The organism is Streptococcus sp. 'caviae' (assembly GCF_001937065.1).
In the GTDB taxonomy this organism is placed as follows: Bacteria; Bacillota; Bacilli; order Lactobacillales; family Streptococcaceae; genus Streptococcus.
In genome coordinates, this window is record NZ_MOWR01000004.1 from 166,436 (window position 1) to 193,020 (window position 26,585).

General features: G+C 42.4%; 28 protein-coding genes, 1 pseudogene and 1 riboswitch. Of the genes and pseudogenes, 18 read left to right on the forward strand and 11 right to left on the reverse strand.

What is annotated here, in order from left to right; translation table 11 throughout:
- Window positions 1–10 precede the first annotated feature (10 nt).
- Together BMI76_RS05745 and BMI76_RS05750 are read left to right on the forward strand one after the other, a co-directional pair.
- The gene (locus BMI76_RS05745; protein WP_075346633.1) at window positions 11–403 is read left to right on the forward strand and encodes a DUF948 domain-containing protein; all 393 of its coding nucleotides are present in this window, start codon (window positions 11–13) and stop codon (window positions 401–403) included.
- A 2-nt stretch (window positions 404–405) separates the two neighbouring features.
- Entirely contained in the window at window positions 406–849 is a 444-nt protein-coding gene (locus tag BMI76_RS05750) for a YtxH domain-containing protein (RefSeq protein ID WP_075346634.1), read from the forward strand.
- A gap of 352 nt (window positions 850–1,201) precedes the next feature.
- On the opposite strand, the gene BMI76_RS05755 is transcribed toward BMI76_RS05750, so the two are convergent.
- Window positions 1,202–1,489 carry a DUF3270 domain-containing protein gene (locus BMI76_RS05755; protein ID WP_075346635.1) on the reverse strand — a complete coding sequence of 96 codons (288 nt, stop codon included), beginning with the start codon at window positions 1,487–1,489 and terminating at the stop codon, window positions 1,202–1,204.
- 161 nt (window positions 1,490–1,650) lie between these two features.
- On the opposite strand from BMI76_RS05755, the gene BMI76_RS05760 reads away from it, so the two are divergent.
- A complete protein-coding gene (locus tag BMI76_RS05760) occupies window positions 1,651–2,577 on the forward strand; it encodes a peptidase U32 family protein (protein WP_075346636.1) in 927 nt (308 codons plus the stop codon).
- A 16-nt stretch (window positions 2,578–2,593) separates the two neighbouring features.
- Window positions 2,594–3,883: a U32 family peptidase gene (locus BMI76_RS05765; RefSeq protein WP_075346637.1), complete on the forward strand. Its 1,290-nt coding sequence runs from the start codon at window positions 2,594–2,596 to the stop codon at window positions 3,881–3,883.
- A 157-nt stretch (window positions 3,884–4,040) separates the two neighbouring features.
- Here the strand turns inward: BMI76_RS05765 and BMI76_RS05770 are convergent, their stop codons facing one another.
- Entirely contained in the window at window positions 4,041–4,355 is a 315-nt protein-coding gene (locus BMI76_RS05770; protein WP_075346638.1) for a hypothetical protein, read from the reverse strand.
- Between the two features lie 141 nt (window positions 4,356–4,496).
- Here BMI76_RS05770 and BMI76_RS05775 point away from each other — a divergent pair, with 141 nt between their 5' ends.
- Window positions 4,497–4,709, forward strand: a complete 213-nt coding sequence (locus BMI76_RS05775) for a YdbC family protein (RefSeq protein ID WP_003087478.1) — start codon at window positions 4,497–4,499, stop codon at window positions 4,707–4,709.
- Window positions 4,710–4,766: 57 nt separating this feature from the next.
- Here the strand turns inward: BMI76_RS05775 and BMI76_RS05780 are convergent, their stop codons facing one another.
- Window positions 4,767–6,122: an Nramp family divalent metal transporter gene (locus BMI76_RS05780; RefSeq protein ID WP_075346639.1), complete on the reverse strand. Its 1,356-nt coding sequence runs from the start codon at window positions 6,120–6,122 to the stop codon at window positions 4,767–4,769.
- An 898-nt stretch (window positions 6,123–7,020) separates the two neighbouring features.
- On the opposite strand from BMI76_RS05780, the gene BMI76_RS05785 reads away from it, so the two are divergent.
- The 6 genes and pseudogenes from BMI76_RS05785 to msrA all read left to right on the forward strand — a co-directional run.
- Window positions 7,021–7,503: a MarR family winged helix-turn-helix transcriptional regulator gene (locus tag BMI76_RS05785; protein WP_075346640.1), complete on the forward strand. Its 483-nt coding sequence runs from the start codon at window positions 7,021–7,023 to the stop codon at window positions 7,501–7,503.
- 6 nt (window positions 7,504–7,509) lie between these two features.
- The gene (locus tag BMI76_RS05790) at window positions 7,510–7,869 is read left to right on the forward strand and encodes a class Ib ribonucleoside-diphosphate reductase assembly flavoprotein NrdI (RefSeq protein ID WP_075346641.1); all 360 of its coding nucleotides are present in this window, start codon (window positions 7,510–7,512) and stop codon (window positions 7,867–7,869) included.
- A 39-nt stretch (window positions 7,870–7,908) separates the two neighbouring features.
- Window positions 7,909–8,217 (forward strand): antibiotic biosynthesis monooxygenase, encoded by a 309-nt coding sequence (locus BMI76_RS05795; RefSeq protein WP_075346642.1) that lies wholly within the window; start codon window positions 7,909–7,911, stop codon window positions 8,215–8,217.
- Window positions 8,218–8,239: 22 nt separating this feature from the next.
- Complete coding sequence (locus BMI76_RS05800; protein ID WP_075346643.1) at window positions 8,240–9,589, forward strand: NAD(P)/FAD-dependent oxidoreductase; 1,350 nt, start codon at window positions 8,240–8,242, stop codon at window positions 9,587–9,589.
- A 53-nt stretch (window positions 9,590–9,642) separates the two neighbouring features.
- Window positions 9,643–10,080 carry a peptide-methionine (R)-S-oxide reductase MsrB gene (gene msrB, locus BMI76_RS05805; protein ID WP_075346644.1) on the forward strand — a complete coding sequence of 146 codons (438 nt, stop codon included), beginning with the start codon at window positions 9,643–9,645 and terminating at the stop codon, window positions 10,078–10,080.
- 28 nt (window positions 10,081–10,108) lie between these two features.
- Window positions 10,109–10,594 (forward strand): annotated as a pseudogene (msrA, locus tag BMI76_RS05810) (peptide-methionine (S)-S-oxide reductase MsrA); the annotation flags it as partial.
- A gap of 277 nt (window positions 10,595–10,871) precedes the next feature.
- Here the strand turns inward: msrA and lysS are convergent.
- A complete protein-coding gene (gene lysS, locus BMI76_RS05815) occupies window positions 10,872–12,362 on the reverse strand; it encodes a lysine--tRNA ligase (protein ID WP_075346646.1) in 1,491 nt (496 codons plus the stop codon).
- A gap of 262 nt (window positions 12,363–12,624) precedes the next feature.
- On the opposite strand from lysS, the gene BMI76_RS05820 reads away from it, so the two are divergent.
- From BMI76_RS05820 to BMI76_RS05830, 3 genes are all read left to right on the forward strand, one after another.
- Window positions 12,625–13,866: a LysM domain-containing protein gene (locus BMI76_RS05820; RefSeq protein WP_075346647.1), complete on the forward strand. Its 1,242-nt coding sequence runs from the start codon at window positions 12,625–12,627 to the stop codon at window positions 13,864–13,866.
- 11 nt (window positions 13,867–13,877) lie between these two features.
- The gene (locus BMI76_RS05825; RefSeq protein WP_075346648.1) at window positions 13,878–14,360 is read left to right on the forward strand and encodes a hypothetical protein; all 483 of its coding nucleotides are present in this window, start codon (window positions 13,878–13,880) and stop codon (window positions 14,358–14,360) included.
- Between the two features lie 270 nt (window positions 14,361–14,630).
- Window positions 14,631–15,533, forward strand: coding sequence for an HAD family hydrolase (locus BMI76_RS05830; RefSeq protein ID WP_027976437.1), 903 nt, complete (start codon window positions 14,631–14,633; stop codon window positions 15,531–15,533).
- A gap of 232 nt (window positions 15,534–15,765) precedes the next feature.
- Here BMI76_RS05830 and BMI76_RS05835 read toward each other — a convergent pair whose 3' ends face one another.
- From BMI76_RS05835 to BMI76_RS05865, 7 genes are all read right to left on the reverse strand, one after another.
- The gene (locus BMI76_RS05835; RefSeq protein WP_075346649.1) at window positions 15,766–16,407 is read right to left on the reverse strand and encodes a histidine phosphatase family protein; all 642 of its coding nucleotides are present in this window, start codon (window positions 16,405–16,407) and stop codon (window positions 15,766–15,768) included.
- A gap of 20 nt (window positions 16,408–16,427) precedes the next feature.
- Complete coding sequence (locus BMI76_RS05840) at window positions 16,428–16,790, reverse strand: YccF domain-containing protein (RefSeq protein WP_075346650.1); 363 nt, start codon at window positions 16,788–16,790, stop codon at window positions 16,428–16,430.
- Window positions 16,791–16,793: 3 nt separating this feature from the next.
- Complete coding sequence (locus BMI76_RS05845) at window positions 16,794–17,267, reverse strand: YbaK/EbsC family protein (RefSeq protein WP_075346651.1); 474 nt, start codon at window positions 17,265–17,267, stop codon at window positions 16,794–16,796.
- The gene (locus BMI76_RS05850) at window positions 17,264–18,106 is read right to left on the reverse strand and encodes a DUF368 domain-containing protein (protein ID WP_075346652.1); all 843 of its coding nucleotides are present in this window, start codon (window positions 18,104–18,106) and stop codon (window positions 17,264–17,266) included. Before BMI76_RS05850 ends, BMI76_RS05845 begins: the two co-directional genes overlap by 4 nt.
- A 44-nt stretch (window positions 18,107–18,150) precedes the next feature.
- A complete protein-coding gene (locus BMI76_RS05855) occupies window positions 18,151–19,134 on the reverse strand; it encodes an N-acetylmuramoyl-L-alanine amidase family protein (protein ID WP_075346685.1) in 984 nt (327 codons plus the stop codon).
- 348 nt (window positions 19,135–19,482) lie between these two features.
- Window positions 19,483–20,064, reverse strand: a complete 582-nt coding sequence (gene thiT, locus BMI76_RS05860; protein ID WP_075346653.1) for an energy-coupled thiamine transporter ThiT — start codon at window positions 20,062–20,064, stop codon at window positions 19,483–19,485.
- Window positions 20,065–20,104: 40 nt separating this feature from the next.
- Window positions 20,105–20,204: riboswitch (TPP riboswitch) on the reverse strand.
- Between the two features lie 41 nt (window positions 20,205–20,245).
- A complete protein-coding gene (locus tag BMI76_RS05865) occupies window positions 20,246–21,091 on the reverse strand; it encodes a glycoside hydrolase family 25 protein (protein ID WP_075346654.1) in 846 nt (281 codons plus the stop codon).
- Between the two features lie 169 nt (window positions 21,092–21,260).
- On the opposite strand from BMI76_RS05865, the gene BMI76_RS05870 reads away from it, so the two are divergent.
- The 4 genes from BMI76_RS05870 (at window position 21,261) to ppc (ending at window position 26,170) form a co-directional block, all read left to right on the forward strand.
- Window positions 21,261–22,391: a 5-methyltetrahydropteroyltriglutamate--homocysteine S-methyltransferase gene (locus tag BMI76_RS05870; protein WP_075346655.1), complete on the forward strand. Its 1,131-nt coding sequence runs from the start codon at window positions 21,261–21,263 to the stop codon at window positions 22,389–22,391.
- A gap of 1 nt (window position 22,392) precedes the next feature.
- Window positions 22,393–22,908 carry an ECF transporter S component gene (locus BMI76_RS05875; protein ID WP_075346656.1) on the forward strand — a complete coding sequence of 172 codons (516 nt, stop codon included), beginning with the start codon at window positions 22,393–22,395 and terminating at the stop codon, window positions 22,906–22,908.
- A complete protein-coding gene (locus BMI76_RS05880; protein ID WP_075346657.1) occupies window positions 22,892–23,278 on the forward strand; it encodes a DUF4430 domain-containing protein in 387 nt (128 codons plus the stop codon). The genes BMI76_RS05875 and BMI76_RS05880 overlap by 17 nt, the downstream gene beginning before the upstream one ends.
- 156 nt (window positions 23,279–23,434) lie before the next feature.
- Window positions 23,435–26,170, forward strand: a complete 2,736-nt coding sequence (ppc, locus tag BMI76_RS05885; RefSeq protein ID WP_075346658.1) for a phosphoenolpyruvate carboxylase — start codon at window positions 23,435–23,437, stop codon at window positions 26,168–26,170.
- The last annotated feature ends 415 nt before the right edge of the window (window positions 26,171–26,585 follow it).

Consider the following 26,585-nt stretch of genomic DNA (forward strand, 5'->3'; position numbering starts at 1 on the left):
GGAGAAAATTATGTGGGAAATTGCTTTATTGATTATTGCCGTTGCCTTTGCTGTTTTAACTGTTTTTATCATTCTTTTGCTCAGAAAAATTTCAGATACTGTTGATGAATCTCGGCAAAGTTTGAAGGTTCTGACGAGCGATGTCAACGTCACACTTTATCAGACCAATGAACTGTTAGCTAAAACCAATGTACTGGTAGAAGACGTGAACGGCAAGGTTCAAACTATCGATCCGCTCTTTACAGCCATAGCTGATTTATCAGAAAGTGTTTCTGATCTTAATCAGCAAGCCCGCTATTTTGGCCAAAAGGCAAGCAATGCTACCTCTAATGTCGGCAAGGCAGGAGCAGCTTATACAGTTGGCAAAGTAGCTTCTAAATTATTTAGAAAGAAAGGAAAATAGTTATGGGTAAATTTTTAAATACGGTTATCATCGGTGCTGCATCAGGCGCTGCAGCAGCTTACTTTCTCTCTACAGATAAGGGAAAACAATTTAAGCAAAAAGTCAGCGAAACATTGTCAGCCTATAAAGAAAATCCTGAAGAATACCATCATTATGCCGCTCAAAAAGCCAATGAATATAAGTCAGCAGCAGTCAACACCGTCAAGGACTATAAAGAAAAAATGGCAGCCGGTGAGCTGACCAAAGAGGATGTGGTATCTGCAGTTAAAGAAAAAGCTTCTCAGGTGGGAGACTTTGCTAATCAAACTTTGTCTGAAGTCAAGGATCGCCTGTCTCAAGCTGCTGAAAAATCAGAAGAAACAGCTGAAGCTGTGAAAGCCGAAGTTGATGATATTGTGATTGACTACCAAGAGGAAGCAGAAGCTTCAGACGGTATAAAAGATTAAAAAAGCAGTTTTCTCCAGCTTTTGAGACTGTCAGTCATAGTGGAGTGTGTGCAGTTCCCAAAAAACTGCTTGTTATCGCTTGACTATAGCCAAAAGCACAAGAAAGAAAGTGACTAGCTCCCTGTCCAATGACAGTTGAATAATACCATTAAGCAGCGGCCTGATTTCCAAATGTTAAAGGAGTCAGGTCTTTTTGATTGCTTTGACTGCGTTTAGAGTGATACTTTAGGCAAATGAGGAGGAAGTCAGCTCAGTTTATCTTCAGCCTTAATTGCATAAAAAAGCACTCCAACGCTTAAGCTTAAGCGTTGGAGTGCTTTGATTTTACGGGTGAAATCCCGCTTTTTTATTATTAAGATTTAAGGCGTTTCAGCCCGGCTTGCGCTGCTGATGTAATTCCCCAGCTGACCAGCAAGGACAGCGGGAAAGCAAAGACAGGAGAGAACTTAGCAACCAGAAGAATAAAACAGGTCAGGATTGTCACGACACAGAAAAAAGCCAGTTTAGCGAAAAAAATAAGTTCGTCTAGCTTTGTCCTGCTATCATCAAAATCTTGAAATTCTTGATACTTAGGCGTCAGATCTTCTTGATAATCAAGTTCTTCATAATTTTCTGTCTGCCTGTTCAGATTTGCTGACATGAGTTCCTCCTCTGGATATTCCTTAACATCTTATCACAAATTGTGAAGTTTGTCATCTGTTTTCTGAAAATTTTTTTGGAATAAGCCAGCTTTCGCTTTGATAGGGCTTTAAATTTTTCAAAAAAGTGGCTTTTTATCTTAAATTTGATACAATAATAGGTATGGAAAAAATTGTTATTACTGCAACTGCAGAATCTGTTGAACAAGTCAAAGAATTGTTGGACGCTGGTGTAGACCGCATCTATGTTGGCGAGGAGGATTATGCTTTGCGTCTGCCCCATACTTTTAACTATGATGAGCTGAGAGAGATTGCTGCGCTGGTTCATGGAGCTGGAAAAGAGCTGACGGTTGCTGCCAATGCTCTCATGCACCAGGAGATGATGGATAATATCAAGCCTTTTTTGGAATTGATGATGGAAATTCAGGTGGATTATCTGGCGGTCGGTGATGCCGGTGTTTTTTATGTCAATAAGCGTGACGGTTATCATTTTAAGCTGATTTATGATACATCTGTTTTTGTCACTTCCAGCCGTCAGGTTAATTTTTGGGGGCAGCATGGAGCTGTGGAAGCTGTTTTAGCGCGTGAAATCCCTTCAGAAGAGCTCTTTGCCATGTCTGAGAATTTAGAAATTCCAGCTGAAATCTTGGTTTACGGGGCTTCTGTTATCCACCATTCCAAACGGCCTCTGATTCAAAATTATTACAATTTTACGCATATAGACGATGAAAAATCAAGAGAACGCGGTCTTTTTCTGGCTGAGCCCAGCGATCCGGAATCGCATTATTCGATTTACGAAGATAAGCATGGAACGCATATTTTTATCAATAATGATATTGATCTGATGACGAAGCTTTCGGAATTAACCGATCACCATTATAATCATTGGAAACTGGATGGTATTTACTGTCCGGGTCACAATTTTGTAGAGATTGCTAAATTATTTGTTAAGGCGCGTACCTTGATAGAAGCAGGAACTTTTACGCAGGATCAGGCTTTCCTCTTTGATGAAGAACTCCGAAAACTTCACCCCAAAGGCCGAGGGTTAGACACTGGCTTTTATGACTTTGACCCTAATTTAGTTAAATAAAGGAAAAGGATGTAAAATGACACAAATAAGAAAAAAACGTCCGGAGGTTTTGTCACCGGCCGGAACCTTAGAAAAACTTAAAGTGGCTGTAGATTACGGAGCAGATGCTGTTTTTGTCGGCGGGCAGGCCTATGGTCTTCGCAGCCGTGCCGGTAATTTCTCCATGGAAGAAATGGCCGAAGGCATTAATTATGCTCATGAACACGGTGTGAAGGTCTATGTAGCTGCCAATATGGTTACTCATGAAGGCAATGAAATCGGAGCAGGGAAATGGTTTAGAGAGCTGCGTGATTTAGGTCTTGATGCTGTTATCGTATCAGACCCTGCCCTGATTGCCATCTGTGCAACGGAGGCACCAGGTCTTGAAATCCACCTGTCAACCCAAGCCTCTTCAACAAATTATGAAACTTTTGAATTCTGGAAGGAGCTGGGGCTGACACGTGTCGTTTTGGCGCGTGAAGTCACTATGGAAGAGCTGGCTGAAATTCGTAAGCGCACCAGCGTTGAAATCGAAGCTTTTGTACATGGTGCCATGTGCATTTCTTACTCAGGGCGCTGTGTCTTATCCAATCATATGAGCCATCGTGACGCTAACCGCGGCGGCTGCTCACAGTCCTGCCGCTGGAAATATGATCTCTTTGACATGCCTTTTGGGCAGGAGCGCCGATCGCTCAAGGGTGAAATTCCTGAGGAATATTCAATGTCAGCCGTTGATATGTGCATGATCGAACATATTCCCGACATGATTGAAAACGGCGTTGACAGCCTTAAGATTGAAGGCCGCATGAAATCCATTCACTATGTTTCCACAGTGACCAACTGTTACAAGGCGGCTGTTGACGCCTATCTTGAAAGTCCGGAAAAATTTGAAGCCATCAAAGAAGACCTGATTGACGAATTATGGAAGGTAGCTCAGCGGGAATTGGCGACTGGCTTTTACTACAGTACCCCAACTGAAAATGAGCAGCTTTTCGGAGCGCGCCGCAAGATTCCGCAATACAAGTTTATCGGCGAAGTTGTTGACTTTGATGAATCAAGCATGACAGCTACCATTCGTCAGCGCAACGTCATCAACGAAGGAGACCGAGTTGAATTTTACGGACCGGGCTTCCGGCATTTTGAAACCTTTATCCAAGATTTGCATGATGCCGACGGTGTCAAGATTGAACGTGCCCCTAAACCGATGGAGCTTTTAACGATTACGGTGCCTCAGGCAGTAAAAGCAGGTGATATGATTCGTGCCTGCAAGGAAGGCCTGGTAAATTTATACAAGGAAGACGGCAGCAGTGTGACGCTCAGAGCCTGATATGTCCTATATCTTTGGGAGTCAAACGTCGCTGACTTGGCCGCCCAGTCTAATCTTAATTTTTTCGAGTTTTAATTAATATAAAAAAGCCCCTAAGGTTAGACAGAAAAATCTAATCTTAGGGGTGAGCTTATTTGGGTCTGTTTTTACCTGCAGTTCAGTTTAGTTTTTGGGAATCTCTGACAGTTTTTGGCACCAGAGTCAGGCGTTTGATGTCTGAGATACTGATGATAGCTGATATATTCTTTTGGAAATTTTTTAAAATGAGCTTATTGTTTTCTTTGTCGTATTTGACAATATCTCCCGTGAAACTCTTATCAAGATAGATCACATGGACAGCTTCATGCTTTTTTTGTGCCTGCAAAATCGTATGTAATAATTGATTGGTTTTTAAAATAATATCGGGAGATTTTTTGGTAGGTTCAATGAATTCTCTCACATGCTCTAAAATCGTTTGTAAAAATCTTTTCATGGCATTTTCTCTAAAAAATTGTTAGAATGATTATACCTTATTTTAGGTTAAAATAAAATACTTAATTAAAAATTGTAAGAAAAACGATAAATTTATCTTTTTTAGCAAACTTTCTTACGAATATAATGATAGGAGGAATATATGGCAGAATTTACCTTTGAAATTGAAGAAAAACTGTTGGTCCTGTCTGAAAATGACAAGGGCTGGACCAAGGAACTCAACCGTGTCAGCTTTAACGGTGCACCGGCCAAGTTTGACATCAGATCTTGGAGCCCGGATCATACAAAGATGGGCAAGGGCATCACGCTTACCAATGAAGAGTTTGATGTTTTAGTCAATGAATTTAGAAAATGAAGCCGAAGCACAGCACTGCTTCGACTTTTTTTTACCCTAAAGGTGAAGCTCCTCTGCCTAAAAGAGTGTGTTTAAGATTAGCTGCAAGTTGAGGATTGTCAGTAAAACAGCCACTCCATACGCGAGATAGGTATTCCATTTGGCGTTGACAAAGTCCCCCATGATTTTTTTCTGGGAGGTAAAGTAGACCAAAGGAAAGATAGAAAAGGGCAGGGCGACAGACAGGAAAACCTGCGAGTAAACGATGAGCTGGTCTAAAACCTTTTCCTGACTGCCATAAATGATGGCAGCAATTAAGACAGGAAGCAGGGCTAATAGACGCGTCACCAGACGAATGAGCCATTGGGGCATTTTTAAATGCAGGAATCCTTCCATTACAATCTGACCTGTAAGTGTTCCGGTAATGGTTGAATTTTGACCGCTGGCTAAAAGAGCAATGGCAAACAATGTTGACAGAAAGGAACTGGCAACCGCTCCGGCAATGCTGTGATCAGCAAGAGCGTTGTACATTTGTGCAAAGGCACTGATTTCACTGGCATGCCCATAGAACAGCGATGCTCCGAGAATCAGCAGGAGAGAATTAACAATAAAGGCCAGGCTTAGCTGAATGTTGGAGTCCCAAGTCATGAATTTTACAGCCTGCTGAATGGAAGATTTTTCTTTGTAGTCCACCCGGCGCGTCTGTGAGATGGATGAGTGGAGGTAGAGGTTGTGCGGCATAACAGTAGCACCAATAATGCCTAGAGCCAGAGTCAGTCTGCTGTTGTCAGCAGTTCTGGACAGATCAAAGATGGAAGTGCTGGGCAGATAGCCTTTGAAAATACCAGCTGCACTGGGATGAGAAATAAAAACGAGATAGGCAAAAATAAGCAGAATCGTCAAAATTAAGGTTGAGACAATCGCTTCAATCTTTCTAAAGCCTAATTTCATAATGGACAGAAGCAAAAAAACATCTAAGATAGTAATGAAAATTGAAAACAGCAGCGGCCAGCCAAATAAGAGGTGCAGGGCAATACCTGAACCGATGACTTCTGCTAAGTCAGTAGCCATCAGAGCCAATTCGATAATGACAAATAAAAGGTAGCGCAGTCCTGTGGGAAGGTGGGCTGCTGTTGCCTGTGCTAAGTCTTGACGTGTCACAATGCCTAATTTTCCAGCCATTTGCTGCAGCTGCATGGCGATAAGGGAGGAGATCAGAACAACCGATAAAAGCAGGTATTTATAACTGGCTCCGCCGACAACGCTGGTAATCCAGTTGCCGGGATCCATATAGCCGACCGCAACAAGGGCTCCCGGTCCTAAAAAAGCCCTTAGAGTTGCCCAAAAAGAAGCATTTTTAGGCACTTTAACACTTTGATTGACTTCGCTGAGGGACTTTTTCTTAGGAACTGTAGAAGACGAATGAGTTTCCATTTGAAAATCTCTTTTCTAATTACTTTTATCTCAAGTATAGCACAAAAATTCTAAAAGGTTAAGGATAACAAAGTAAAAAATTAGGTATGCTTTATTTAATAAAAATAAAAAATTTGGATAACTCTGAACGGATTGCCCAAGCCGAACATAAAAGCTCAAGGCTGTACCCGCTGTTCACAGTTTCCAAACTCATTTAAATGAGTGTCATGGCTAGTCTTTGTTCTGATCTAAAACATCCCTGATGCCAATGAGGATAAAGACGATACCGAGTAGCAAAAAGATGTGATGCTGTTGCAAGAGACCATAAGCTATAAAAATAGCAGCCGATAAAAAAGAAATGTAATATTTTTTCATGTTAATAATTCATTGGCCAAGAAGCGGGAAACCAAAAGTCCTTTCTTTAAGAGTCAGTATTAAAAAATTCCGATTTCATTCTACCATGAAAAGCCATCAGAAGCCAGCAATTAGAAATAAGACGTGTCTTGCAATATTAGCAAAAAATCAGACTAAGAAGTCCAGCCTGTTAACCAAGCTGGATTTTTAATGTGCCCAGCAACAGAAAAGAATGCCTGTATGGGTTTGATACAGCAGTTGATTATTAAAGAGAAACTATTTCAGCGTGAAGAGATAAAAACAATAAAAGGAGAGCAAATTATTTCTAGGATTATTCAAATCTCAGACAACTATTAAATATATTTATTTTAGTTTGTATAACTTTGGTGTACTGATGATTTGTATTAGCGATAAGCATTTACAATTTGGTTTTTATCAAGAAATTTGTACCATGTTGATATAGTAAGAATCAGGGGCGTGAGCAAAATATTTGAAAGGCAGATTCGATTTTGTTAAACTGATTGCAATCAATCGATTGAACGAAATTGTTCATAAGGAGGTTACATTGAGACAAACACAGGAAATAATAAGTGAAAAGCCCCAAGAGCAGCCACCATCTCTGCTTTTAGAACACAACCTCTGCTTTTCTTTGTACGCAGCTTCGAGAGAATTTATCAACCGTTACACGCCTTTGTTGGCCGACATCGGACTGACCTACACACAGTATGTGGTTATGATGGTTCTCTGGGAAGAGCACAGCATTGTCACCCGTGAGCTGCGTGATAGGGTCTTCCTAGACAGTGGCACTCTGACACCCGTACTAAAAAAATTAGAGGAAAAAGGGTTCGTTACTAAGGAGCGCTCACAAGCGGATGCCCGTGACTTGATTGTCACCCTCACCCAAGAAGGCGTAAATCTAAAGCAAGCCGCTCTGGCTGTTCAAGCTGAGATTGCCAAAAACTTCAAAGGCAGTTCAGACAATGAGATGCTTTTACAGTTGCTCCAAGAACTGATGGCGACATTCCGACAAGAACGAAAGAGGAGATAAGTTACTATGACAAAAATCGTTTATGCAAGCCGTACAGGCCATGTCGAGAAAATCGTGAACCAACTGGGTGTGACAGATGCCTTGAAAATCGAAACAGGCAAAGAAACACTTGACGGGGACTATGTGATTTTCACGTATTCTACAGGACAGGGTAAAACGCCCAAGGTTGTTGAGCAGTTTTTAGCGCATAATCCGGGTGTCAAAGCTGTTGTTGGGAGTGGTTCCATGGCAAAGCATGCTGAGACTTTCAATTTTGGCGCAGAAAACATTGCCAAGGCCTACAAGGTACCAATCTTAGCCAAGTTAGACGGCGTGGGAACATCTCAAGAGATTGCAGACTTAGCTAAGCGCTTAGAAAATTTGTAACCAAAACAGAATTTTACCAGATAAAAAGGAGAACTCATTATGACCATCGTACAAACAGCCGTATTTACCGTAGACAAAGACTACCAAGAAGCTTTTCTTGAAAAAATCAAACGCGATGTTGCTTCCCTCAAAGCGTGGCCAGGCAATTTGGCAGCTGAAGGCTGGCAAGGTGAAGACAAGGGAGATAGCATCGAATTTATCCTGCTCTCAAAATGGAATTATAAAACTGATTTTGAGGCGTGGTTGAATCGCCCGGGTCACAAAGAAGGGCACTCAGACCCAAAAACACAGGAGGTTCGCAAACATGTCTCACGCAAGGTGAGCACCTATAAAGTCTTGGCTGACTAAACAAAGAAATAGGAGAAAAAATATGAACTATGATGTGATTTTTATTGGAAGCGGTCATGCCAACAACCACGGTGCCCGTCTGCTGGCTGCGACAGGAAAAAAAGTGGCCATGATTGAAGTAGACAAATTTGGCGGTGTCTGTACCAACTATGGCTGCGATGCCAAAATTCTCTTAGATGGTCCCTTTGAGTATGTAGATGGGCTGAACAACTACCAAGATTTGGGCTTGAAAGCGGATGTGCAGATTGATTGGGCAGCCATGATGGCTCATAAGCGCAAAACTCTGGCTGGCTTTCAAGAGGTATTTCCTCCCATGTTCCAAAGCTTGGGAATTGACATTATCAACGGACGTGGAACTATCGTTGATAGCCACACGGTCGCTGTCGGAGACCAACACTACACGGCTGACTACATCGTCATCGGGACCGGTGCCCGCAATGCTAAGCTTAATATTCCGGGCAAAGAGTTCACACAAGGCAGTACTGAATTTTTAGATTTGGATGCTTTGCCTGAACACATGATTGTCATTGGTGCAGGTATTATCGGAATGGAATTTGCCTCGATGGTTTTGCTGGCAGGCAAGAAAGTGACCTTCTTTGAATATGCTGAGCGTCCTTTGCTGGCTTATCCAGAACAATATGTCCAAAAAATCGTGGCTAAATTTGAGGCTCAAGGCGCAGTTTTCCACTTTGGTCAAGGTGTTTTCCAAGTTGAAAAAGTGGACGATGGTTTGCGTGTAGCGACAGCTGAAGGTCTTTCAGCGACAGGCGATTTCGTGCTGGATGCGACAGGACGTATCGCTAATATTGAAAACCTAGGCTTGGAAAATCTTGGTATCGAAGCCAGCCCACGTGGTATCAAGGTGGATGACCACATGCGTACCGCTGTGCCAAATATCTACGCCTCAGGTGACGTTGTTGACAAGACTATTCCCAAATTAACACCGACAGCCGAGTTTGAATCCAACTATATCGGCCGTGATATTTTAAATCCTGACGGACCAGCCATCACCTATCCTGTCATCCCTAACCTTGTCTTTACTCTGTCACGCATTGGGCAAGTCGGTGTCACTATTGACCAAGCAAAAGCCCATCCTGACCAATACAAATTGGTCGAAATCCCATGGGGAGAACAGCACGACTGGGTCAACAACCATGAGCTGGACGCTGAGTTAGCGCTGATTTTTGACAGGGAAGATTATCTGGTGGGTGCAGCTGCGATTTCCAGCCAAGCTGGCACTTGGTTGGATTGGCTGACTCCGATCATTGAGAAAAAGATGACCGCGCAGGACCTTAATAGCATGGTGATGTCCTTTCCTACCCAGACCTATGTGCTCTGGTCAACCTTAACACCGCTTTTAAGAGCGCAATAACTGATAAAACATTCACTCTCATTATCTGTAAACAATCACAAGGAGGTTGTCACATGACAGAAGAATCAAAAGAAGCATTACGCAAGCGTATCGGCGATTTGGCCTATGAGGTTACACAGAAGGCCGCAACTGAGCGTGCTTTTACAGGGGAATACGACGAGTTCTTTGAGAAGGGCATTTACGTTGATATCGTGAGTGGCGAGCCTTTGTTCTCATCCACCGACAAATATAACTCGGGCTGCGGTTGGCCGGCCTTCACCAAACCCATTGACAGCCATCGGGTGACCGACCACGAAGACCGTTCTTTCGGTATGCGTCGTATCGAAGTTCGCAGCAAGGAAGCTGATTCGCACTTGGGACATGTCTTTAACGACGGTCCACTTGACCGCGGCGGTCTGCGCTATTGCATTAATTCTGCTGCGCTCAAGTTTATTCCTTATGAAGAGATGGAAAAAGAAGGTTACGCAGATTATATGGCTGTCGTTGAGTAAGCACTTAGTATGGAAATGGAGGAAGTATATGAAAACAATTTATCTAGCAGGAGGCTGCTTTTGGGGTGTTGAAGGTTACTTTGACTTGATTGACGGTGTTGTGGAGACTCGTGTGGGCTATGCTAATGGTCAATCTGAAGTGACGTCTTATGCTTTGATTGATGCCACAGATCATGCGGAAACTGTCGCTGTCACATACGACCCGGAACGTATCACACTGCGTGAGCTGCTCCAGCATTATTTCCGCATTATTAACCCTTTCTCCATCAATCGTCAAGGCAATGATAGCGGCCGTCAATATCGCACAGGTATTTATTACACGGATGAGAGTGACAAGGTGATTGCGCAAGAAATGATGCAAGCCGTCAGTCAAAAAAACGATGGCCGTCCTCTGGCTGTTGAGTTAGAACCCTTACGTCACTTTATAGATGCTGAGGACTATCACCAAGATTACCTCAAGAAAAATCCCAACGGCTACTGCCATATTGATTTATCCTTAGCCAAAGTCCCTATTGCAAAGGGTGAATAAAGACTGGTTTGCTAGTTACTAACTAAAAACTAATTAAAACCCAGCATCTACGAGAATCTAATTAGTTTAAGGATTTTTAAAAATATCAAAGTCATTAGATTTGAATCATTCAAAAAACCGAACATCTTCCTCAGATACCAAATCTGAATAGAAGGTGTTCGGTTTGTTTTTATTTACCATTTTTTCAAGGTATAAAAATTTGGTGCTAAGTTTAGGCAAGTTGTGGTTACAAATCCCGCAAAAACAACGTTTTGAGATCCGATTATTTCATCGTAGGGAATAACAAGACATCGCGGATAGTGGTGGTATCAGTGAGAAGCATGACTAAGCGGTCAATGCCGATGCCCAGTCCGCCGGTTGGCGGCATGCCGTATTCGAGGGCTTCAATGTAGTCATAGTCGATGCCTGTTGCTTCATCGTCTCCCAGTTCTTTGGCAGCAGCCTGAGCCTTGAAGCGTTCCAATTGATCGATAGGATCATTAAGCTCGGTAAAGGCGTTGCCGTATTCATGGCACATGATAAAGAGCTCGAAGCGATCGGTGAAACGAGCATCATCAGCGTTTTTCTTAGCCAAGGGCGATACTTCAACAGGATGGCCGTAAACAAAGGTAGGCTGAATGAGCGTTTCTTCGACCAATTCTTCAAAGAAGGCATTGATAATGTGACCGACAGAAGTGTAATGTTTTTCAAGCGGTACATTTTTTTCCTCAGCCAAGGCCTCTGCCTCTTTTAAGGTCATAGGCTGCCAGAAATCAACACCCGTTACTTCCTTGATTAAGTCAACAATATGAGCGCGTTTAAAGGGTTCGTTGATTTTGATTTCGGTGCCTTGGTATTCGATCGGACCATCTCCTTTGACGGCCTTAGCAACATGCTGAACAATACCTTCAGTCAAATCCATAATATCTTCAAAGTCAGCATAGGCCTGATAGACCTCAATAGATGTGAATTCAGGATTGTGAGTGGCATCCATACCTTCGTTACGGAAGATACGGCCGATTTCATAGACCCGCTCCATGCCGCCGACAATCAGCCGCTTAAGGTGCAGTTCGGTAGCAATCCGAAGCACCATGTCCATATCCTGAGCATTGTGGTGAGTGGTAAATGGTTTTGCAGCAGCACCGCCGGCTTCATTATGGAGAACAGGCGTTTCCACTTCTAAGAAACCAAGATCATCAAGGTAGCGGCGGATTTCTGAGATGATTTTTGACCGAGTGACAAAGCGCTCAAAACTGTCGCGATTGGAAATCAAATCAAGGTAGCGTTTGCGGTAGATGGTTTCAACGTCTGTCAATCCGTGGAATTTTTCAGGAAGGGGACGAAGAGCCTTAGACAGGTGAGTGATATGCGTCGCCTTGATAGAGAGCTCACCCATATCGGTGCGCATGATTTCTCCTTCAACACCTAAGAAATCCCCAATATCAGCTTTTTTGAAAATCTGATAATTGTCATCACCGACAGTATCTTTACGCACATAAATCTGAATTTGGCCTTGGCGGTCCTGAAGGTGGGCAAAACCAACCTTGCCTTTGCCGCGTTTGGTCATGAGACGGCCGGCGATAGTGGCTCTTTCATTAATGTCGTGCAGTTCTTCTTTTGATTTGTCAGCATATTTTTCTTTTAATTGACCAGAAGTAGCAGTACGCTCGAAACGTTTGCCAAAGGGATCAATTCCCTGTTCAGAAAGGGCAGCCATTTTTTCACGGCGGACAATCTGTTGGTCATTTAATTCTTCTGTGTGTTGATTTGACATGTTTTCCTCCAAAAAGTTTTCCTATTTATTTTACCATAAAATAAGGACATGTGATATAGGAAAATCTGCGAAAATGCTTTGCTGGAGAGAAAGAGGGTTAAAGAATCGATTTGCTTGTGAAAAATTTTAAAATCAGTTGACAGCAAGGCAACAGAAAGAATATAATAGGCGTAAAGAAACAGTAACATTTTTGCAAACTAATGTTAATTTTTTAATTTAACCATCATCAATGGTTAATGGCGGATTTCTGGGAGGATGACCAATGAAAAAGAAACAGCTTTTTAGCAGTGCTATGATGCTGGGTGCTCTTGTCTTGCCGATGCTTGTGCAAGCAAAAGCAGCAGCAAATGATTTTTATGCTGATCAAACCAATGCTCAGCGTGCTGATATTACCAATTGGGTTGCCAGCACTCCGGATCAGATCAGCAGCAATATATCATCTCAAAATATTAATTTGAATCACTTAAACGGTGAACGTTACATTATTCAGTGGGGTGATACTCTTTGGGGAATTTCGCAGGCAACTGGTATTTCTATCCAAAAGCTCGCCTATGACAATAACATTGCCAATGTAGATTTGATTTATGCAGGGGACGTACTTATTCTGAACCGCGATGGCAAGGTGCCTGCATCTTATACCTATAAAGGAAGCGGACGCTATTGTGCCCATACCTCAATCAATATTAATTTCTACAGCGATAATGATACTGTGATTATTGTTAACAACACCTCTTATTATGAAGATAATCATATTGAGCACAATTATCCTGCTATTGATGATCAAGACGACAGTTCATCATCTTCTGATAAAATGACTAAAGAGAGTACAGATCGTTCTTCAAATGAAGATGACACCGATCAATCAAGTACTGATACTAAAAAGAAGACTAAGCCAAAAGCTAAAGAAAAAACATTAGAGACTGAAGTTTATCAGGATACTGTCCAAGACGAAATGAATAAACTTATGATGGAAGAATCGTCCAAAAAAATCAGCTTTATCTCCCATGATGAGGAAGAAAAATCAGATGACGTTCAAGTCGAAGATTTGGAAAAAGAAAGCTTATACCAACAGGCTCAAACCATTGAGGTAAACAGCACTGCTCAAACACAAAAAGCGGCTAAAGAAGCTGCCAAAGCTATTTACGAACAATTAAAGAATGACGGCCATCTGCAAGACTTGATGGATGCTCAGGCGGTCCAGCTGGATGTTTCGGCTGAAAGTAAAACGGAACTCAGCTTCAATCTAAGCCTTTATAATAAGCCTGAGGAAACAGAGCCAAGCGACACTTCCAGCGATGATGAAAGTGATGTTCCAAATGCAGATACTGATAGAAGCAGCAGTGATACAGCGGATAGTAATAGCAACGATAACAGCGATGCTGCGGATACTCCGTATAATAATGATACGGATGACTATACAACAGCAGCAGAGCCTTATGAGGAAGAAGACACGACAGAGGCTGTAACAGAAGCGGCTGACGAGTCCTATGATAATCTAGAATAGTGAGGGAAATAATGACTAAACGCAAGCTCATAACTATTATTGCTGCAGCTCTTCTTGCTCTTATCGTTATCGGCGGCGGATTTTATTACTATGCCAGCCATCATGTAGCGAAAATGATTCCGGGGCATGCCTATAAATATTCAAGTGTCCTTAAAGGAGAGAAAAATGACCGTGTAATGTATGTTGCTTTTTCCGGCACTAGTGATAAAGCCATTGTTACGCGAAATAAAGCAGCTGCTTTAAAAGCTGCCCAGAGCGACAGGCAGTTTGAAAAAGTTTATAAGGATCAAAGTACAAGTGCATCTTGGAAATATAAGGCAAACGGCAATAGAGTGACTTTAGGAAAAGTCGAAGATAACAAGCTGTCTCAGTGGCAGTATAACAGCGTATTAGCTTTTGGCAAGCACTTCACTTCAGGCAGTTTTACTTATCAGATTTCCGAAGCCGGTCAAGGGCAAGTAAAGCAAAAGATGCGCTTTGAACAAATTGATTAGCAATCATGAAAAGAGAGATTTATTTTGCATTATTCTGACTGTGAAATAAATCATTAAAGGGGCTTAGTTCTGCAAACAGCTGAACTAGGCCTTTTTAAGTGTCCGGAATTTTTAGACAGAAGAAAGCCTGCCGGTTTTTCTCCTTATTTCAGCTGAAGCTCTGCCAGAGGATGGCTGAGTGCAAAATGAAGGAATAGCTGACAAAGATTTTGAAAAAAGGCTGGAAAAATAGTATAATTTTTTAGAATTAAGATTTAGAAAGAATGACTTATGATTAGTGCTATTGTTTTTGATGTTGATGACACTATTTATGATCAGCAGGCGCCTTACCGAATTGCTGTGGAAAAATGTTTTCCTGATTTTGATATGACTCAGATCAATCAGGCTTACATCCGTTTTCGCCATTATTCGGACACAGGTTTTCCGCGGGTAATGGCTGGGGAATGGACCACGGAATACTTCCGTTTTTGGCGCTGTGAGCAGACCCTCTTAGAGTTTGGCTACCGGCAAATCAGCGAAGATGAGGGAAATCATTTTCAGGAAGTTTATGAACAGGAACTGGATCAGATTACTATGCTGGATGAAATGCGTCTGACACTGGATTTTCTGAAAGAAAAAAATATTCCCATGGGTGTTATCACCAACGGTCCGACGGAACATCAGCTGAAAAAAGTGAAAAAGTTAGGGCTCTATGATTATGTTGCCCCTAAACGGGTGTTGGTCAGTCAGGCCACAGGCTTTCAAAAACCGCAGAAAGAAATCTTTAATTTGGCTGCTGAGCAGTTTGATATGAATCCTGATACGACTCTGTATGTGGGCGACTCTTATGATAATGATATCATTGGTGCTCATAACAGCGGCTGGCATTCTATGTGGTTTAATCACCGGGGCCGCCGCTTAAAGGCCGGGACAAAGCCTGTTTTTGATTTGCAGATCGATTCCTTTGAGCAGCTCTATGGGGCTGTGAAAGTTTTATTTGACCTGCCCAGCCACAAATTTATTTTTGACACAAATGACCGCAGCAATCCTGTCTTACAGCTGGGAATTAATAACGGTCTTATGATGGCTGCTGAACGACTATTAGAAAGCAATATCAGTATTGACAAGGTTGTTATTCTGCTTAGACTGGATAAGAACCAAGAAAAGGTGCTGCGTCTGAAATATGCTAAGTAGAGGCTGTTTAAGCATACAGTTTGCTTAGTATGAAATACAGTTTGATAAAACTAAAAAGAGAGTGGGTAGAAATCAATCATTCAAAAATTGATTTCTACCCACTCTCTTATTTTTAGCTGTTCGGTCTGAAACAGACCACTGGACTTTCAGGTCACCACCTTAATACCAGGACCTGGTGAGAACTAAAATTTTCAATTTTTGGGTTGCTCCACTCCCTCTTTTTGAAAAGGTATCAAATGCTTTGTTTTAAAACTGCTTTTTCATAAGACGTGTCGTTCCAAGTGATCAGCTTAAAATGTTTGAAGTCTGCTGTTTCTAAAATGGTGACACTGGCATTATCAAGCCCGCCGTCCCGGCGAAGCTGAGCAGGTTCGCAGCCTAAGAGTGACTGAATAGCGGCTGTCAGTGTGGCCCCGTGGCCCACCAGTAAAATATTTTGGGCCTGTAAGTCCTTAAGTGATTTCACAAAGTTTGAGACGCGGTGCGTTACACGGTAAACAGACTCAGCATCAAAGATGGAATGATCAAACTGTGCCAAATTATGGCGGAAAGCCTTCATTTGTTTAGGATAGATGGAGCTGACCAGACTGATTTTTTGACCTTCCAATCTGCCCAGATTCCATTCTCGCAGATTTTTAGTATAGGTGATATCTGTTGGATAAAGGTTTTCCTGAGTGATAATCTGGCTGGTGAGCCTGGCGCGTTTGAGGTCGCTGGAATACACTCTGTCAAATTTGATATCTTTCAAATAGTGTCCCAGAAGTTCAAGTTCCTTAACAGAGCTTTCCAGAAGCGGCGAGTCTCCGCTGGCACCCTGAAAGCGGCCTTCCAAATTCCATTGCGTTTTTCCGTGTCTGACAAAATACAGTTTCACAATTCTTACATCTCCCAAATCTAATCAATAATTTCAACACCAAAAGGAAAAAGACTGATACCGGCCATCTTTACCGATTGTACAGCGAAAGGAATTCCGATAATGGTTATGCAAAGGACAGCAGCACTGGACAGATGCATCAGAGCCAGTTCCCATCCGGCCAGTAAAATCCAGATGATATTCCCTAAGAGGCTGGAGAAGCGGTTGGAAAAGACGATTGTTTTGCCAAAGGGAAAAAGGCCGAAAGAGCCGATTTTAAAGCACTGCAGTCCAAAAGGAATTCCTAAAACGGTGATACAGAGCACTAGCCCCACTGCATACCAAGCAATGGCAGCCCAAAGTCCAGCACAAAAGAACCAAATAATGTTTCCAAGTACTCTCATTTTCTACTCCTTAATATCAGCAAATTCAGCATGGACAAAGTCTGCCAAAACTTGGCTGTCAATGCCAATAGACCGGCCGATTTCACCAGCTGATACAATCATTTTTCCCTTTTCAAGCGCCGTGCTGTCAATATAGATAGGAAAAGGATGTTTTTGCCTGATGCCGACAGGATTATTCGCACCGTGAACGTAGCCGGTTGTTTTTTGCAGTTCCTTTTGCGGAATCATGCTGACTTTTTTATTGCCCGATATTTTAGCCAGCTTTTTTTCAGACAGGTGCTCTGTGATGGGAATAATTCCGATAATTGGGCCTGTCTTATCGCCTTTTAGAGCCAGCGTTTTAAAAATATCTTCCTCTCGGATATCTTCCGGCAAGTCTCCTTCTAAGGCATTGATGGCTAAACTGTCGTGTTCTATTTTTGCTTTATCCAAAATCTGATCAACCAGTGTTTTTTTCAGTTTATGCTTTTTACTCATTTGTATTTTTCCTCAAGTTTGCTCATCCAAGCTCCCAAAGCAATACCGGCTATACAGCACAAAGCAGCCAGTAAGAAGGTTACCCAGCTGCTGCCAGCATAAGAGATACTCTCAGCATTTCTTGGATTTGGAATAATAATCAAAAGCGTACTGGAAATGACAAGTCCTAAAATAAAGTGATAAACACGGGAATGATAATGGTTCAAAGCGTAGTCCATAGCCTTTGAAAAGAGCAGCACAGCTGCCATACCGCCGATAGCAATCGGCAGAAAAACACCCATTAGATCAAGGTTTTTAAAACCGGTCAGCATGGGTGAATAAAGGCCCATGATTAAAAGGAGATTGGACGGACTGAGTCCCGGCACCAAGACACCAAGAGCAATCAGGACACCGGCCAGAACAAAGCTGGCAAAGTTGGCTGGAATGGTACCGACCAAGTCATTTAAGAAGTAGAGCAAAAGGCCGGAGACCAAAAAGGTTCCTAAAAGCCAGATCCAGTCTGCTTTATCGCGTTTAGATTTTTGAGTGGATTCAGCAAACAAGGTTGGCAGAGTTCCGACAATCGTTCCTGTAAAGGCCCAGAGAACAGGAACTTGATAATGTTCCAGCAGGTATTCTAAAGGTGCAGAAAAAAGAGCGATTCCCAGAATGCCGCCGATTCCTACAGGGATAAAGAAAAGAACATTTTTGACAAAATCTTTTGACAGGTGTGCCAAAAATGAAATGATACGCTCATACAGCCCTAAAATAGATGCCAATACTCCGCCAGATACGCCAGGCAGAATAAAGCCCAAGGCAATGATAACTCCTTTGATTAATCTTGCTATCCAAGAAATCATGATTTCCTCCAAAATAAAATAATATACCTTCCCATTATATCATTTTAAAGCTGATTATAATAGACTTGAATTAAATCCAGAAAGTCCTGTACGGAATAATCGCTGGCAAAAAATTCTGCAGCAGCCCCATTCCAATAGTCATCTGGGTCTTGATGGTCTGTCCCGCCTAAATAGCTGGACACCATCTGGTGCGTCCAGACAGTTCCTGAAGCATCTTTTTGGCCCAGCGTAACTGGCAGCTGGTATTTTTTAAGCATGACAGCCGTATAATAAGCGGCATTGGCTAACTGTCTGGCGAAATTTTCCTGGCTGTGCTCGCGTATCAGTTCAAACTGCAGGTAATAAGGATTGCCTTTAGGACCGGCACCCTGAGCCATGTAGCGATCATCGGCAATCTGAAAAATACTGTCTTTGTCAATAAAGCTGTGGACAAAGACGCCGGCTGATTTGTAATTCTGCTTCATATAAGAGACCTCGCTCTGAAGAGATGAACTGTCGTTGCCGGTATCGTGAATGATAATACCCTTAGGCTGTGCAGATGCCCCAAAATAAGCTTGCTGTTTAAACTGCTGGTAAATAGCCTGGGTAATTTCAGCATGAGGGTAATTTAAAGAAGCAATGTACTGATTGATGGTATTGGTCTGCTGAATTTGAAGGTTTTTAGCATCAAGGTAATAGCTGCGCCCCCTTAATGTTATTTTAGCCAGAGTCACCTGTTTGCCTTTTAATTTTGTCAGAAAATAGCCTTCCACTTGTACAGTTGCATTTTGTTCTAAGCTGTCGGCAGCCAAATCAAATAAATAAGGATAGAGCATCGGTGAAGAATCAGCTGTAATAATCGCCTTTTGATTGACTTTATAAGAAGCAGAAACATGAAAGCGGTGCTGGTAGATAAAAAAAGTAAGTGCCAAAAGAGCAAGCAGGAGACCTGCAAGGACTGGATACTTCATTTGTTTTTTCTTTTTGCGCTGCCGGCTGCGCCGGCCTCTAGCAGGAGATTGTTTCTTCGTTTTTCGTTTTTTAGCCATATCATTATCATAGCACGATTGCTTTAAAAAAACTGAAATCAAGAAAAAAGGCAGCTGATTTTTTAAGAAGAACATGATGCCAAATGAAAAAGAACGGGAGCTTTAATCCCGTTCTCAAATTGAAGATAAATCTCGTTTTGCTTGTGAATTGGGGAACTAATTCTGGCATTTACAGGGCTTAAAAAAATTTTGCCTTGAAGATAGTTCTGTCTATATTCCAAGAAAGCGGAATAGATAGCCCTGATGGCGGCGTCATTACTCACAAAAGAGTATCATCCGGAAGATGACGTATAAGCAATCAGTCATCAAAAGCAGTTGCTTTCGCCGTTCCGCTCTCTTTATGAATTGTCAGCTCCCTTTACCTGTTTTTGTTTTGGTCTTAGGCAAAAAGAACTGCGGCTGACTTGGCACCAGGACAAGCAGAACCAGAATAACCACTAGAAAGGTAAACAGTCCTGCACTGCCATTGACCGTAAAGGAATACCAGAAAGGAGACATTCCTTTTGGTGCGTAACTTCCCCAAAAGATAAAGCCGGCGATGTAATGGCAGACATATCTGGTGAAGGTGGCAGCAAAAGCTCCAATAATGGCATAGGACAGAGCCTTGGACTTGTGCCCCTTTTTAAGAGCCTGCTGAAGGGGCTTTTGCATAAAACCGGCAAAACCCATGCAAAGAAAAGCAAGGATATATTCCAGAATGACCTGTGAAAAGCTGAGATAGTAGACTTTGGCCAAAAGAAAATGCAGCAGCCCCCAGAGAAGACCGGATAAAATCCCATATTTAGCGCCTCTTCTCAGAGAAAAGATAATGAGCGGAATGGCTCCGAAGGACGGGGTAAACCAGCTGGCAAAATCAGGCAGGAGTGACAGGACCATGGCTAAAGCAGCAGCCAGTGCCGCTTCGACAAGAATGACAGAATTTTTGGACATAAAAAGACCTCCTTCATTCAAGGAGTCTGCATGTGTTAATTTCATCAATTAGTCACATCCCCACGCCAGTATTAACTAGATCAGGTCCATAGGATTTTGCAAAAAGCAATCTCAGCTAAGAAGCACTCCTTGTGATATTCTATTAACTACATTATATGACGGAAACCAAAGACTGTCAAGCTTATTCATTTACCGGTCCGAATAATTTTTCATAGGTTGCTTTGGTGTCTTTGTTAACAGCAATTTGATTGAGGTCCAGTGTGTGTTTAAACCCTTGCAGCCGTCCCTGAGAAGTGTATTGGTGCAGGTCGTAGTTTAACTTGGTCTTGGGAACAGCTTCAAAATAGCCTGAGTCGGTGCCGTAAGTAGGTATCCAGATGGCATCAAAGCCCTTGGTAGAAATGCTGTGTTCCTCCATGAAATAGGTACCAATATAGATGCCGACATTCTCGGCACCGAGGCGTTTCAATTCATCACGGAAAGCCTTGACGCCCTTATTCATGTCAGACATGGTTTTCTCTTCAACATCAAGCCAATAGAAAGTCGGATTGTAAGGCGAAGCATTTTTATAGAAAGTTTTGGCTTCAGCTTTCATCTTCTTGACACTAGACCCGCGGACATAGGCGTAGACGGCTACAGGAATACCTCGTTTTTGAAATTCTTCAATATGTGTCTTAAACGATTTATCAACTCCGGAACTGTGAGCGGCATTGTTTTTCTTGGCGATACCTGAGCCGCCCTGCACACGAATAATAGCACCCGATATGTTGCTAGACAGGGTATCATAATCAATTTCGCTGGGCAGCTGCCAGCCGGAGATATCAATAATCGGATTAAGAGTAAAAGTGTCTCCATCTGAATTTGTTTTTTGTTTCTTTGCAGTTTGTTCAATTTCAGGAATTGATTTTCGAGCTGCAGCTAATTCTTTTTGCCGCGCATTTTCAGAACGGCTGTTGCTCAAAATTAACAATAAAGCGAACAAACTGAAGAAAGCCAGAACAAAAACAGGCTTAATTCTTCTTCTCATCTCCCCTATTTTAACGTAAAGTTTGGAAAAAAGCAAAATATGTCTGCTGGGCAGCATCAGATATAGCTATTAACTATAATAAATCATAATATATTTATATTTTACAGCTATAGGAACAGATGATAAAATGAAAGACAATCATTTCCATCTATCTAATAAGGAGAAAAAAATGACAAAAAAATATTTTGAACATGTCGGCAGTTTTTTGCGTCCGGAAGCTCTGAAAAAAGCTCGGGAAGCATTTGAAGCTGGAAACATTTCTAAAGAGCAGCTGCGGGCCACTGAAGATCAGCTGATTAAAGAATTGGTTGACAAGGAGATAGCGGCAGGGCTCGAAAAGGTGACCGACGGGGAATTTCGCCGTGCCTACTGGCATTTGGACTTTTTCTGGGGATTTCAGGGGATTGACCATGTTCAAGCAGCCGAAGGCTATCACTTTCACGATGAGACAACCAAGGCTGACTCGGCTCTGATTGCCGGAAAGATAAGCGGAGAAAACCATCCCTTTGTTGCAGATTACAAGTTCTTATATGATTTAGTTGCCGATAAGGAAGATGTCGAAGCCAAATATACTATTCCAGCGCCGGCACAGTTCTATTTTGAATTAATCCGCGATGCTGACCATGTTGCCAAGTTAAGTGCAGTTTATCCCGATTTTGCTGAATTGCGGGAGGACATAAAAAAGGCCTACCTGACAGTGATAGAAGACCTGTTCAATGCTGGCCTTAGAACACTGCAGGTGGATGACTGTACTTGGGGGACTTTGGTTGATGAGGCCTTTTTGACAGCCTGGGGTGCTCCGCAGAACAAGACTTCTAAACAGGTCAGGGATGAACTGGCAGATATTTTTCTGACGTTAAATAATGATGTGTATCAAAATGTTCCGGCGGGTCTGCAGGTCAACACCCATGTCTGCCGAGGCAACTATCATTCGACATGGGCTTCATCAGGCGGATATGGACCTGTTGCCCACGAGCTGTTTGGCGAGGAAGCGGCCAAAACTTACTTTTTGGAATTTGACAGTGAGCGGGCAGGCGGTTTTGAACCTTTAGCAGATTTTAAGGATCCAGATAAGGTGGCAGTCCTTGGCTTGATTACTTCAAAGGATGCTAAGCTTGAAGATAAAGATGCTGTCATTGCCCGTCTGAAAGAGGCCAGTCAGTATGTGCCGCTGGATCAGCTCTGGCTGTCTACCCAGTGCGGCTTTGCATCAACGGAAGAAGGAAACATCTTGACAGAGGAAGATCAATGGGCTAAATTAGAACTGGTAAAAGAAATTATTGATCAAGTCTGGAGATAATATGCCGCTTAAAAAAATCAGCCGCATTGCGATTCTGTCAGCACTAGCGATCGTTTTGCGGATCGCCTTTGCCGGCTTGCCCAATATTCAGCCTATAACTGCCATCTTTTTAGTATGCGCAGTTTTTTACGGCTTGTGGGAAAGCGTATTGATAATGTCCGTAACAATGCTGGTTACCAGTTTTCTGCTGGGATTCGGACCCTGGGTTTTGGGTCAGATAATAAGTTTTGCCAGCATCCTGTTCCTATGGAAATTCATTTGTTACCCTCTGACCAAATCTTTGCCTTTGGGCAGGATAAAGGAGATGATTCTGCAGGCTGTTTTGGCCGGTTTGATGAGTATTCTCTACGGTATAATCGTTGATGCTTACTCAGCTTTGCTGTTTGCAGCTCCATTGTTTGCTTATATTCTGGCCGGCATGACCTTTAATCTGATGCATGCTGTTTCAACAATGCTCTTTTACCCCCTTATCGTATCAATTTTTAGGAGATTTGTATTTAATGAAAAAACTATGTAAATTTTTAGTGTTAACCGGAATTGTCTTCCTTTTGGCAGCCTGCAGCAACAGGGGAAGCAACAGCAGGACTGAGACATCCAAAGACCTTCAGGTCAGGCTGATTGTTAAGACCGGTTCTGATAAAACGGATGAAAAGGTTTCCTTTAAAAAAGGAGATACCGTGATGGATGTGCTGAAGGCTAACTATAAGGTCAAAGAAAAAGGCGGCTTCATCACTGCCATTGACGGCCTGTCTCAGGACGAGAAGGCCGGACGTTACTGGATGTTTGATGTTAATAATAAGTTAGCTCCTAAGTCAGCTGATAAGATCAAGGTCAAAGACGGCGATAAGATTGAATTTTACCAGAAAGTCTATAAGGATAAGAATTAAAGCAGGTACCTGTGCTGATTATTATGATGTCAGCAGAGAAAAACTCAAGCGGCTGTGCTTTTAGCTATGAAAACGCACCAATACCAGAGAATTCATTTACTTTTTTTCTAAAAGTGATATGATAGAAAATATCAATAAAGAAGGGAATTGCATTTCGTGACAGTCAGTAAATTAGAGAGCAGAAACGATAAAGAGGCTATCGCCGAAGAGATCAGTATTCTTACTGAATCATTGGATGATGTGACAAAGAAAATGATTGGAAATGATAGTTTTGATAAGATTAATCTCTTAAAAAAATTATCCGTTGAAGAAAAGCATCAGGATTTAGAGCAGGCGATCAAGCAGCTGAATAATAACGAGATGGTTGTTGTTTCACGCTATTTTGCGATTTTGCCGCTTTTGATTAACATCTCTGAAGACGTTAATTTGGCTTATGAGGTTAATTATCAAAACAATAATGACATTGACTATCTCGGCAAGATATCAGCCACTATTGATCTGGTTTCTGAGCAGGACAACGCTCAGGAAATTTTAGAAAATGTTAATGTTGTACCGGTCTTAACAGCCCATCCGACTCAGGTTCAGCGTAAAACCATGCTGGATTTGACCAATCGAATTCATGAATTGTTGCGTAAATACCGCGATATTAAGTCTGGCTCTATCAACAGACAAAAATGGTATGATGAGCTGCGCCGCTATGTTGAGCTGATCATGCAGACAGATATTATCCGCGAGAAAAAACTCAAAGTTACCAATGAAATCACCAATGTCATGGAATACTACAATTCCTCTTTGATCAAGGCTGTTACGAAATTCAGCACCCAGTACAAGCATTTGGCTGAGCAAAAGGGGATTGATTTGGCTGCAGCAAAACCGATTACCATGGGAATGTGGATCGGCGGTGACCGTGACGGCAATCCTTATGTAACGGCTGAAACTTTAAAAATTTCTGCTCTGGTTCAAAGTGAAGTCATTTTGAATTATTATATCAGCAAACTCTCAGACCTGTATCGGACCTTCTCTTTATCTGACAGCCTTTCGACTATCAGTGAGGCTGTCAAAGAGATGGCAGAACGTTCGACGGATGTTTCCATTTACCGTGAAAAAGAGCCCTACCGCAAAGCTTTTCACTATATTCAGTCAAGGCTGCAAGCAACTCTGGCTTACTTAAAGAAGGGGGACTTTGCTAAAGAACCGGCCGATTCAGAAGCTGCTGACAGCCAGCAAATTCGTCCCTATCAAACGGCTCAGGAATTTCGGAATGACTTAGAGCTCATCAAGAATTCTTTGCTGGAAAATAATGATTCTGCTCTGGTCAGCGGTGATCTGACCGAAGTGATTCAGGCAGTTGATGTGTTTGGATTCTTTTTGGCCTCTATCGATATGCGTCAGGATTCCAGTGTCCACGAGGCCTGTGTAGCAGAGCTCTTGGCTTCGGCTAATATTGTGCAGGACTACAGCAGCCTGACTGAAGAAGAAAAGTGCCGGATTTTGCTCCATCAGCTGTTAGAAGATCCTCGGATTCTTTCGGCGACCCATGTCCAAAAGTCGGAGCTTCTTCAAAAAGAACTGGCTATTTTTAAAACAGCCAGACAGTTAAAAGATGCTCTCGGCGAAGATGTTATTAAGCAGCATATTATTTCGCATACAGAAAGTATTTCTGATATGTTTGAACTGGCGGTCATGCTTAAAGAAGTCGGTCTGGTTGATACGGAAAAAGCGCGTGTGCAAATTGTTCCTCTCTTTGAAACGATTGAGGACTTGGATAATTCTCGGGAAATCATGAAGCAGTATCTTGATTATGATATTGTCAAAAAATGGATTGCTGCTAATAATGGTTACCAGGAAATTATGCTCGGCTATTCCGATTCTAACAAGGACGGCGGCTACCTGTCTTCCGGCTGGACACTGTATAAGGCACAGAATGAATTGACAGAGATCGGTCTGGACAAAGGTGTGAAAATCACCTTCTTCCATGGCCGCGGCGGAACAGTCGGCCGCGGCGGCGGACCGTCTTATGAAGCCATTACCTCACAGCCTTTCGGCTCTATTAAAGACCGTATTCGTTTGACAGAGCAGGGCGAGGTGATTGGTAATAAATACGGCAATAAGGATGTCGCCTATTATAATTTGGAGATGCTCGTATCCGCAACTCTGGATCGCATGGTGACAAGAAGAATTGTTGATGCCGAAAATCTGCCTGACTACCGTCTGATTATGGACGAAGTTGTAGCAGACAGCAATGCTATTTACCGTGACCTTGTTTTTGGCAATGATCATTTCTACGATTATTTCTTTGCAGCCAGTCCGATTCGGGAAGTTTCCAGCTTAAATATCGGCTCACGTCCTGCAGCCCGTAAAACTATTACGGAAATCAGCGGCTTGCGTGCCATTCCTTGGGTCTTCTCATGGTCGCAAAACCGGATTATGTTTCCTGGCTGGTATGGCGTGGGTTCAGCCTTTAAACATTTCATCGATAAGGATGACAAAAACTTAGCTAAGCTGCAGGAAATGTATCGGTCTTGGCCGTTCTTCCATTCCCTCTTATCCAATGTGGACATGGTTCTGTCAAAATCAAATATGAACATCGCGTTTGAGTATGCCAAACTGTGTCAGGATGAGGCAACAAAAGAAGTCTTTAACACGATTCTGGACGAATGGCAGCTGACAAAAAACATTATTTTAGCGATTGAAAATCACGAGCGCCTCTTGGAGGACAATAGCTATCTGCAAGCCAGCCTCGATTCCCGCCTGCCTTATTTCAATGTCTTAAATTATATTCAGATTGAATTGATTAAGCGTCAGCGCCGCGGTGAGCTGGGTGAAAGTTTAGAAAATCTGATTCACATTACCATTAACGGTGTGGCTACCGGCCTGCGTAATTCTGGTTAAGGTCGAAGCCTTGTTTTGCACAGATAAATGGCTGAGATGATTACTTCCAATGGGTATATCAGTAATGTTTAGCTGAACTGTGATCTAAGCAGATGTCTGACAGCTTTCCTGCGCTTGAGTATGAGTCGGTTGTCAAGACGCGGTCAGATGGCAAAACAGTATAAAACATATAGAGGCTGGAACATGATGTTCCAGCCTTGAACTTTGTCTTGAACTGCCAGTTTAAGACAGTACTTGGGGGCTGCTCTGCTGACTTTAGTCAGTCTAAAATTTTCTTCTGGAAAAGTTGCTGAGATTTTTTAGTGTTCGTCAGCTATGGCTGATTGAACAGCTGCTTTCTTGTTTTTAGGCTTCTGCCTTAAGAGCAGCTGTTTCGTCTCATTTCGGAACTAATCAATCTTTGTGCCAAGGCCAA